We start from the raw sequence: 10,615 nt of genomic DNA, 5'->3' as shown, positions 1-10,615 counted from the left end.
GCAATGATAGGTATGCTGTGGCGCTATCGACGCCATGTTCATACGATAACCGCAGACAACGGGAGTGAGTTTTGTGAACATGAGCATGTTTCAGACAAGCTAAAAACCGACATCTACTTTGCTAACCCCTACTCATCATGGGAAAGAGGGTTAAATGAGAACTTTAATGGCTTGTTGCGTCAATATATTCGCAAAGGCACTGATTTACGAACGGTGACAGATAAGCAAATTGCGCACATAGAAAAGGCGCTCAATGCGAGGCCGAGAAAATGTCTAGGGTTTAGGCAACCAGCGGTAATATTCGATGAATTACGCAAAGCAGCCTAATTTAGCGAGTGGTGCACTTCGGACTTGAATTCGCGCCCAATTTAATTCAAACATTTTTATTAAAACACGGCTATACCATTGATGTATTTAATACAGCTGAAGATTACCGTAGTAGTGAAATTACCTTTATTCCCTCATTGATTATCTGTGATGTGATGTTACCTGATGGCAATGGTTTTGAATTAATTTCACAACTAAAAGAAAAATACACCTGTCCTGTTATTTTTTTAACAGCTTTAGACTCAGTGCAATCACAAATTAAAGGCCTAAACTTAGGTGCTTACGACTACTTAATAAAGCCCATTAAACCTGAGCTATTATTAGCGAAAATTAAAACAATCATCGCCCACACTGTAAGCCAAGATAACTTTTCAGATCACAGCGACTGTTTACGCATAGACAGTAAAAAGCGTGATATCTACTTTCATAATACTGCTCTGAACCTAAACGAGAGTGAATTTGATATTATCGCCTATCTAGCGAAGAATATGCCGCAACCAGTCTCTCGCGAAGTGCTGTTTAAACATGTCATTGGCCGTGAGTATGACGGACTAGACCGCGCTATAGATTTAAAAGTGAGCCGATTACGTAAAAAACTCAAAGATACGATAAGCAGCCACAAAAATTCGTTGGATATTAAATCGGTGCGAGGCAAAGGCTACAGTTTGGATATTTCAAAACTATGAAGCAGCAATTTTTTAAGCTTTACCTGATTATCACAGTAAGCTTAATTGCTTTAGTTCTTGCGTTTGGTCAGCTTTATAATGAGTTTTTTTCTAAGCATGTGCCGAGTGTACAAATTAGTGTTGCTGAACTTACGCAAATAGCAGAGCAAAAAGACTCGCGGATCAGTAGCCTAAGCATAAGTGAAATTGCATTGCCTGATTCTTTGCTCAACACGTTTAATCAAGACGGTATTATCAGTGTCACTGAGCATAATCAGCAATTTATATATCTCAAGGGCAGTAATGGTAGCATTCAAAAAGTTGGCCCCATTAACTTGATTTCACACGCAAAAACTGACTGGTTTGCTTTTTTCGCCTTTTATTTTTTGCTTGGTGTGATGATTTTATTGTTTATACGCCCAGTGTTTCGTGATTTGAGCTTATTGCAACGTGCAGCCTACCGCTTCAGCAAAAAACCGCAACGAATAGAGCTCGATATAAAGCCAAATTCATCCATTGCACCGCTTGCAAACACCTTTACTGATATGTCAGAGCGTATCAACAAATTTGTGCAGCTTCATAGCGATTTATCCCGCATTATTTCTCATGAAATTCGTACCCCACTCTCGCGTATGCGATTTGCGTTATCAATCGCAGAGCTAGATTCGTTAGAAAGTAGCCAAATAGAGCGTGATATCGATGAGATTGAATTGCGCTTAGAACAATATTTATCGTTTGCTCGTTTAGAGCATCAACAAAGTGTGTTTAACCAGGAGAAAGTTAACTTATCTAAACTGATCAACACGGAAATAGCTAAATTTGATTTATACAAAGAACTCAAATTTATTCCAACTCTTGAGGTTGACGCTGCTTTTTGCGAAACAAGCTTTATGGCAATCGCGGTACAAAACTTACTGATCAACGCCACAAAATACGCAAAACACACTATTTATATAAGCACTGAAGAGAAAGCAGGTAATTACTTGATAAGCGTCACAGATGATGGACCAGGGTTGCCTATAAATGCTGATGCGTTAATTGAACCATTCAAACAAGGTGAAGGAGATAAATTGGCGAGTGGTTATGGATTAGGACTTTATATCGTGCATCGTATTGCTAGCTGGCATGGCGGTAAAATTGGTTTAGCCAATAACCTCGAAACGGGCGGCGCTCAAATCTCAATCAGTTGGCCTAAAAATGGTATGTAATGCCAGTAAAACCTGAGAAATAGCCATTTTTATTAATCATATGTGAGTTAGCTAAATTGCTATCAAGCCAAGTGTGCTTTAGTTTGAAATCAACACTAAAATTATCACTGATCGGATACTCGTAGCTTACTTTTAAATAGTAATTGGTGGCACTTTCTAAATTATAACTTAATAAGCGAGTTTTGCTCTCTGTGGGGCTAACCGTGTAGTAATAGTCAATTAACTCTTCATTTTTGTAGTTTATACCAGCCTCAATGCCAGCAATACCGGAAAACAGTGTAAATGCTTGGTAGCCATTGAATAAGATTTCATAGCCATTATGAACATTGGTTATATCGTGCACGTATGCCGCACTCAACCAAATGTCGTCATAAATATTTAAAGCTGATGAAAAGCCAGCCATATAAGAAAGGTTGCGCTCTATCGGTGTTAAGTTAATTGGTGAAGCACTTGGAATTGTAGGTCGACCTGAACTAGAACGAACCACACCTGTCGCGTAGAGTTTATCTACCCCATCTAACTCAAAGAAGAAGCCATCATCATTAAAGCGCCCCAGTAAATCAATATAAAATTTCTCAGATTCAAATAAGCTGTAACCAATAGAAAAATCATCGAAATACCAGCTATCACCATAATAAGCCAAGCTTGGCAGAATTGGCGAAATAACATCATCGGCATCAAGTACTGGGTTCTCAATACCACCGTAGCCTAGCGTAACGCTTGCATGAAAAGTAGACTTTTTAATCAATTGCGGCTGCTTAACATCATCCTGCGCAAATGCAGTTGATGCAGCTAAGCAACACATTGAACCAAACAACCTTTTCATTAACGTAACTCACCTTAATGCCGTAATAAACGACTACTATACTAACTTAATAAACTAAAACTCTTTTAGCCCTTTCTGTGCTGGGGCGATCATAGCGTTTGCATACATTTTTGTATAATTTTTTTGCCACACAACGCAGTAAAATGACTTATTTTATCTACTATCGTCAAACTAACATACTGAAAGAAATATTAAATAGCTTGTACATTTTGCTACATAGGTTTTCAGTTTTAGTTATTAAATTCCATTATTTAATTTACTCAATGACAAAAAAAGGGCCCGAAGGCCCTTTGCTACATAACACACTTAGGGAGTGTTTAGTCTCGTTTCATACGACGACGAAGACCGGCAAAACCAGCTAATAACACTGTTATCCATGCTAAAGAGCCGCTTGAGCCAGAGCTTGATTGCGCTTCTTCTTCAGGAACGACCGTTGTTTCTTCAGCCGTTACTGTCACAGCAACTCCTAGTTCCATCGCTTCTATTCCATCACTTACCAATACGGTAAACTGATGCTCACCAGCCGTTAGACCTGATACTTCAGTGATTGCTGATGTTGGACTTGCGATAGTACCTGGGCCTTGCCATGAGAAAGTTAACTCATCGTTATCTAAATCATGAGATGCTGAGGCATCTAGGGTAATAACGCTGCCTTCAGTGACTTGCTGAGAACTTGCTTCAACAACCACAACAGGTGCGTCGTTTACTGCCTCGACTGTTAACATAAAGGTTGTGCTTGCTGCGTCTGATGGGTATTCAATATCAGACACCATTACAGTTACTTCTGTCTCACCAGAGAAGTTTTCATTTGGTGTAATAGTTACTGTATCGCCATCAACTTCGTAGCTTACATCATCAGAAATTACCGAGATTTCATTCTTCGAGTTCTTTTCATCAATGTGATGAACGTCGAAGCTAATCGGTGTTTCCTCAGTTGTCACCATATCATCAAGTGCAATCACTGTGATGTTACCAGGGATCGCCAGTGTTGCAGTTGAAGTCATGTCATTCAGACCCGAGATTGCTGCTTTAGCTGCAACTTCAAGTGTTTGACCTGTAGCGGTTGGCATAACTTCGGCCCATGCGGTGACTTCAAATTGTGATGACTCTGGACCAACATAGTCCATACATACTACGTATCCATCGCTGATTACTTCATCTAAGTTGTTATAAGCAATCTGAATACCGCGATAGCTTTCAAGAGGACCGTATTGATATTGTGCACCGCGGAAACCTTGTAAACCGATACTTCCAGCAGGACGAGTAGTACCAAAATCTAAATTATCGTATGCATAGTAAATTTCATGCTCGCCTTTACCAAAGCGCGTATTGGCATTAAACAGCACTTGGAAGTCAAATGAGTTATCACGTTTAGTGTAAGTGTATTGACCCGTTTCACGATCATAAACAGGGTTGTCGTAATCTGACGCGTTATCCCACTCAATAATACCCCAACCTGTTGTTGTACTTGCAAGTGAGATCCCTTCGTTAGACGATAAACCCACTGACATTACTGAACGTAATAAGCCGCTCTCTGCAAACTCCCAACCACGCCATAATGGACCCATATTCTCATAAGGGAATGTTTCATAAGGAAACGGATTATGCACTGGGAAGAAGTAACGACTACCGCCTGTATTCACTGTCCCCATACCACGAATTTGAATTATCGAGTTTTGGATATTTGTATTATCAGCATTGTTATACAGACTGAATGTGTCAAATGCACCATTGTAAAAGCTTGCTATTGGTAACGAATAACCACTTCGTGAATTATATAGATTACTTTCATCGAAGCCTGAAAGCATAGGCATAATGCCAAACTCAGATAAGTCGACATAACCGCCTGGGTTTGAGTTACCAAAATCAGGTGTACGACACATTTCATCAGTGATGTTATCAGTGACGATGTAATCTGGCTCTACATCTCGGGTATCCGCTTGTGTGCCCGTTACAATAACTTTACCATCAGCAATTTCAACGTTGATTTCAGATGCTGTTGAAACCATTACATTTTCTGCTTTGATATCAAGACCAGCAGGAATATCAAGTTCTAGTGAGAACTCACGATCTATACCTGAGTTATTCGCTAATACTTCAAATGTGTAAGGCACCATATCGCCCACTTTTGCACCTGTATATGGCGCATCAAGATGAGCAACATCATTGCCACGGTTAAGCTTAAATGGAATAGAGCCTAGATTGCCATGATTTACGGCTGATGTGCCCACATCAAGCAAAGAGTAGTAAACGCTGTCTGAATCAAATTCCATATCCCAATTAACAGTCATTTCAACAGTGTTTTGACCATCACTGCTAGGAAGACTGGCTGTCATTCCTGACGCCTCTTGGTCAGACACAACGGCTGTGGCAAGTTTAAAGGTTTCTTCTAACGCACCAACCGATGATTCATTTGAGTTGTAAATTACAACCCAGTATTCACCTTCTTCTGGGTTGTTAATATTACAGAAGTTATTGTAAATGATATGGTTAGATACACATAAGATCTCGTCTTGCGGCTGAACAATACCATCACCGTTATAATCTTTACCTACATAGACGATAGCATTACCGACTTTTAAAGTACCTTCTAACTCGGATTCAACACCTACGCTTTCAGCAATAAAACGTTTTGCGTTCGCAGGCACAGTAACAAACTTAGTAAATGTTGCTTCATCTAGAATATCACTAGCATCAACTTCTTCTGTTCGATTCATGGCCCACGGGAAAGTACGCTCATCATCTTTTGGCAAAGTTACTGTCGTGATATCTGCTTTAACCGGCTCATATGCGCGTGCAACAGGTGCTTCAACACTCGGTAATACAATACCTTTAGCAACATAAGTGCCTACATTTGAATGAGCAGTTGTTTCTAATGAAGATGGTAAATTACCGCGGTCATATTTAAACGCTACTGGCCAATGTGCATCTGGGATACCAGCTTCTTCAGCTTGGAACACAAGGTTGGTATGAAGCTCAACTTCTGAGTTACTAAACCAATCTTGGGTATCCATGATTGATGCTTTAACAATGATTGTTTGCGTTTCACCTTTTTTCAGTGAGAAAGTTTTCGGGAAGATATCAATATTCACACCATTTTGAGCGGTTTGTGAATTAACATCAAATGCCCAGTTTTCAACATCTTCATGGCTTACAGTCCAGGTTCCATCTTCTGTTGCTTTGATAGTTCGAACCCATTGACACTCTGGTGCACAAGAAAAGTTAACCAAATTTGGTAAGTTAAGTTTGTGAGGTGTACCGCCATTATATGGATCAGCCGCTAAGAAGTTGTCGGCTGTTTCGTCCATAACAAAACCAGCTTCAGCTGCTAATGCAACATTGATTCGACCTGCACCAGCACGGTAAATTTTAGCATCAGCAACAACATCATTTTCACTGTTTAAACGATGGTACTTAACTACGTTTTCGGCAGTCATTGATAGTGCAGATTGAATCTCGGCTGCACTCCACTCAGGATGAATCTGACGCAGTAATGCCATTGCACCGGCAACATGAGGTGATGCCATAGACGTGCCGCTAATCGCTGCATAATCTTGACCATGTGGTGCCACAAAAGGATGCTCATCAGAGTATGCCGCATAAATATCAACACCAGGAGCTGCAAGTGTTGGAGCTAGTACTTCAACATTCGAATAAGATGGACCACGCGATGAGAAGGTTGCTAACCAATCAGCATCTTCAGCATCAACACGGCGCTCAATCACTGTTGGCTTAATAGTGATCATATGACCTTTCTCTGATGTGCTATCAACCCAATCTTCTAAACCGTCATCGGGCCACACACCATTCCATTGATCATAGGTAAAATGAACGCCTGGTAATGAGTAAGCCTCAGGTACTGTAGCTTGATCACTGTCACGGTTGAACATAATGAAACCATCAGCGCCACCGGCTTTTACATGATCTACTTTTGCAGTACGGGCATTGGCAGCTGTATCTGTAGCTGAGTGACGTTGACAGATTACAATAACATTCGTGCTGCCATCAGCCGCACCAGCTATTTCTGTCCCATCTTTGTAGAAATTAAACGTATTTTCAGGATAATCGGCAGTACAGTATCCATCAGAGTCTTTAAAGCCATTGACGTCTTCATAGTCTTTAGCCCAGACAACAACGCCGGTAATTTCTTCGCTATTAATGGCACCGCCAACTAACCCCATATCTGACCAACTTGGTACTTCAGAACCCATCGTTTCATCAGCAAAGCCCGCATATTCAACAGCAGTTTCAACGACAACAGTACGGCCATGTGTTGTTGCTGCAACTTGCGCAAGCCACGGCGACGAGTTATCTAAATAGCCAAAACATTCAGCAGCGCCACACCCCTGACCGCTGTTACCTGCTGCCGCGGCAACGTTGATGCCCGCTTCACGCGCTGCTAAGAATGCAAGTTGTACTGGATCGGCCCAAACGTTTGAGTCGGCTCCACCAATTGAGAAGTTGATTACATCAACCCCATCAGAAATTGCATCTTCAATACCTGCTACAAGCGCTTCACCAGGACAACCTGCGTATTCTTCACTTGATGGGTAACATACTTGATAAGAAATAATATTTGCATGCGGTGCAACACCTGAGATTTCAGGGAATAAACCCTCTTTCAAGATATTGCCATCAGTATTTTCACCAAAACTAGGTAGCATATATGGAACGTCTTTGACTACGTTACCTGCCGCAGTTGACGCAACATGCGAACCATGACCTTGATAATCTTCACCAATCGCCGGCCAGCCTGGGATCATGGCATCAAACGCATCTGTGATCACATCGTAAGAACGTACACCAATTAGTTTGTTATTACATTGAATCTCTTCTGGCTCTTCAACACAGTCACCAACATAAACGCCCGCACCAAATGGGTTTTCATGCTCATAACCATCAGCACCCACAGCTGCAAATGACGGGTGATCTGAGTTAATACCTGTATCAATAATACCTATGATTTGGCCTTCACCTTTGCCCTTGATCCCACTTGGAACACTTGTTCCATCCCAAATTTGATCAGCACCGATGTGCTTAGGGCCTTCATCTGAAAGTAAATCATAATTTTTAGAACGCATTACTGATACAACAGAGCCAAGCGAAGCGACCTGTAATGCCTCTTGCTCTGTCATTTTTACAGAGAAACCATTTAGCGCTTTAGTGAATTGACGGCGCATCTCTGTACGCCCTGTAACTGCCGTTACGTTTTGCATAACAGCACGTTGTTTCGAATAAAGCTTGTTTTGATATTCTGTAACGGCTGAAATTGCAGCCTGACCTTTTTCAAAAACTTTGGTAATACCTTGAGCTTGCATAGATTTTGATAAAGACGAAGTTAAGTCTCTAGCTTCAAGAGCAACAGAGTTATCACGTAAACGAATAATATAAATATGTTCGCCACCCAGACCTTCTTCTTTAAATTTGCTTGCTTGGCTATTTAATTGAACATTTAAACCATCGTTTTGTAGCATGCTTGAAGAGTTACCTTGCTCGAACTCTTTGGAAAATGCTTTCACTTCTTCAAATGTAATATTTGGTGCTTTTAATTGGTGCTTAACTTGATTGTTCTCAACACCGGCTGCATGTGCAGCACTAGCACTATAGAGAGCTGCAGCAACAGCGATCGAAAGTGTTTTGACTTTCATAAAGTATCCCCTGGATAGTTAGTTTGAATAGTTATTCAAGCTTTTTGAATTTCCATTTCAACGCTTGTAGTAACAATATAACCACAGGGAGAATCAAAAATGACGTACATTCGTGTAGCGTTTTGTACACATCGTTAACATTAAAGTTACCAAAGGTGGGCTAATATAGCGTTTCTATATACAATATCTCTGAATACAAAATAGAAGTAGCATATTTTATTTAGGTAAGAAATGAAGATAAAATTGATTTATTAATCAATTGATTATGATTATGCAGTGGTAAATCGCATAATTCTTATGCAACTATAACTTGAGCTGGCTCATGGTTTTCAAATTCGAAGCAGTAAAGGCTTTACCAGCGATGAGCAAAACTGTCATTTTGCAACATTGTGTTCTGGTAAAGCCTATCGTTTTTTAGCGGTTTAACGCTTGCTGTGAAATCATTTCAGCAACACTACCCACTTGTACTGACATACTCTCTTGACTAGGCGGAAATGCCTTAAAGGTATTTACAAACTCTGCAATTTGATTACCTGCAGGGCCTAAAATCCAACTACGGTTTTCAGCCCACTCATCATACCCCCTAGCATCAATGAAACGCTCAAATGGATCCATTTTTAAGTTAATAATGTAAGGTGAAGTAAGAGCTTGCTGTGTAGACCTAAACCAATGATTTTGTTCTGTAAAAATTAATTTCCAGTCACCGTAACGCATTCCATGAAAGGTCGTTTCGGTGAAGTAATAGAACTCTTTACGCTTTGTTTTACCATTGTTCAGTAAGATATCACTTTGATCGAAACCATCTAAATGAACCTTATACTTTTGACCATTGATTTTGGTACCTTTTAATAAATTAGCTTTTAAATCTTTATCGCCAACCCACGACATAATCGTTGGCATCCAATCTTCCATTGTCATGAACTCACCTGTGCTCACACCTTTAGGAATTGGTCCGGCCATTTAACAACCATAGGTACTCTGAAGCCACCTTCCCAGCCACCAACGCCTTTTTCACCATGAAATGGCTGATTACCACCATCTGGCCATGAGTTTGATGCGGCACCGTTGTCGGTAGAAAACATCACTATTGTGTTATCAGCGACTTTAAGTTCATCAAGTAAGTTAAGTAACTCACCTACATCATCATCCATTTCGGCCATACCATCAGCATATAGACCAAAGCCAGTTTTACCGTCATAAGCTTTATTAAGGTTAGTTTGGTAATGCATTCGAGTTGTGTTATGCCAAACGAAAAAAGGTTTATTCTGTTTTACTGCATCACGAATAAAGCGTTTTGACTCTACAAGTACTTCTTGGTCTAAATTACGCTGACGCTCTTTCCCAAATGGGCCAAGATCTTTAATCTCTTGTTTGCCATTTCCAAGCGCTTTTGAATGAATGACTCCACGCATTTTTAAGCCTAACTTTTCTTGCGTTTTAGTGTCTTGAGGATAATCTTGCTGCTCTGGATACTCACCTGCATTGAGGTGATATAAGATACCAAAAAATTCATCAAAGCCATGATTTGTAGGTAAGTGTTCATCACGATCACCTAAGTGATTTTTACCGAATTGGCCTGTAACGTAACCTTTTGATTTGAGCATGGTTGCTAAGGTTGGATCTTTCTCTTGCAAACCTTGTGGTGCGCCAGGAAGACCTACTGTACTGAGACCTGTACGCATAGGATACTGACCAGTAATAAATGCAGCGCGGCCAGCAGTGCACGAGGCCTGTGCGTAATGATCCATAAATATCATGCCATCATTCGCAATGCTATCAATGTTAGGTGTACTGCCTCCCATCATACCTCGATGGTAAGCACTAATATTCCACATACCAACATCATCGCCCCAAATAACAAGTACATTGGGTTTATCAGCAGCGACACTTGGTAAACTTAAGCCTAAAATGGCCACGCAGGCCAGTATGTATTTAAACATC

At 40.5% G+C, this 10,615-nt stretch carries 7 protein-coding genes; 3 read left to right on the top strand and 4 right to left on the bottom strand.

The features are described 5' to 3' along the window. From L1272_RS10065 to L1272_RS10055, 3 genes are all read left to right on the top strand, one after another. On the top strand, nt 1-327 hold a 327-nt coding region (locus tag L1272_RS10065; protein ID WP_235373293.1), incomplete at its 5' end, for an IS30 family transposase. 8 nt (nt 328-335) lie between these two features. After that, a complete protein-coding gene (locus L1272_RS23225; RefSeq protein ID WP_235373292.1) occupies nt 336-1,013 on the top strand; it encodes a response regulator transcription factor in 678 nt (225 codons plus the stop codon). Further along, entirely contained in the window at nt 1,010-2,200 is a 1,191-nt protein-coding gene (locus L1272_RS10055) for an ATP-binding protein (protein ID WP_199530137.1), read from the top strand. Before L1272_RS23225 ends, L1272_RS10055 begins: the two co-directional genes overlap by 4 nt. On the opposite strand, the gene L1272_RS10050 is transcribed toward L1272_RS10055, so the two are convergent. The 4 genes from L1272_RS10050 to L1272_RS10030 form a co-directional block, all read right to left on the bottom strand. Beyond that, nucleotides 2,184-3,026: a MipA/OmpV family protein gene (locus L1272_RS10050; protein WP_138599612.1), complete on the bottom strand. Its 843-nt coding sequence runs from the start codon at nt 3,024-3,026 to the stop codon at nt 2,184-2,186. The genes L1272_RS10055 and L1272_RS10050 overlap by 17 nt on opposite strands. A 317-nt stretch (nt 3,027-3,343) precedes the next feature. Further along, nucleotides 3,344-8,674, bottom strand: coding sequence for a S8 family serine peptidase (locus L1272_RS23125; RefSeq protein ID WP_290440856.1), 5,331 nt, complete (start codon nt 8,672-8,674; stop codon nt 3,344-3,346). Nucleotides 8,675-9,088: 414 nt separating this feature from the next. Next, nucleotides 9,089-9,634: a hypothetical protein gene (locus tag L1272_RS10035; RefSeq protein ID WP_235373291.1), complete on the bottom strand. Its 546-nt coding sequence runs from the start codon at nt 9,632-9,634 to the stop codon at nt 9,089-9,091. Beyond that, complete coding sequence (locus L1272_RS10030) at nt 9,607-10,614, bottom strand: sulfatase-like hydrolase/transferase (RefSeq protein ID WP_235373289.1); 1,008 nt, start codon at nt 10,612-10,614, stop codon at nt 9,607-9,609. Before L1272_RS10030 ends, L1272_RS10035 begins: the two co-directional genes overlap by 28 nt. Between the last annotated feature and the right edge of the window lies 1 nt (nt 10,615).

The sequence above is a fragment of the Pseudoalteromonas sp. PAST1 genome (genome assembly GCF_021532515.1).
Classification (GTDB): Bacteria; Pseudomonadota; Gammaproteobacteria; order Enterobacterales; family Alteromonadaceae; genus Pseudoalteromonas; species Pseudoalteromonas simplex.
Note: the sequence above shows the minus strand (reverse complement) of the source record. Positions and strands in the feature narration are given on the sequence as shown.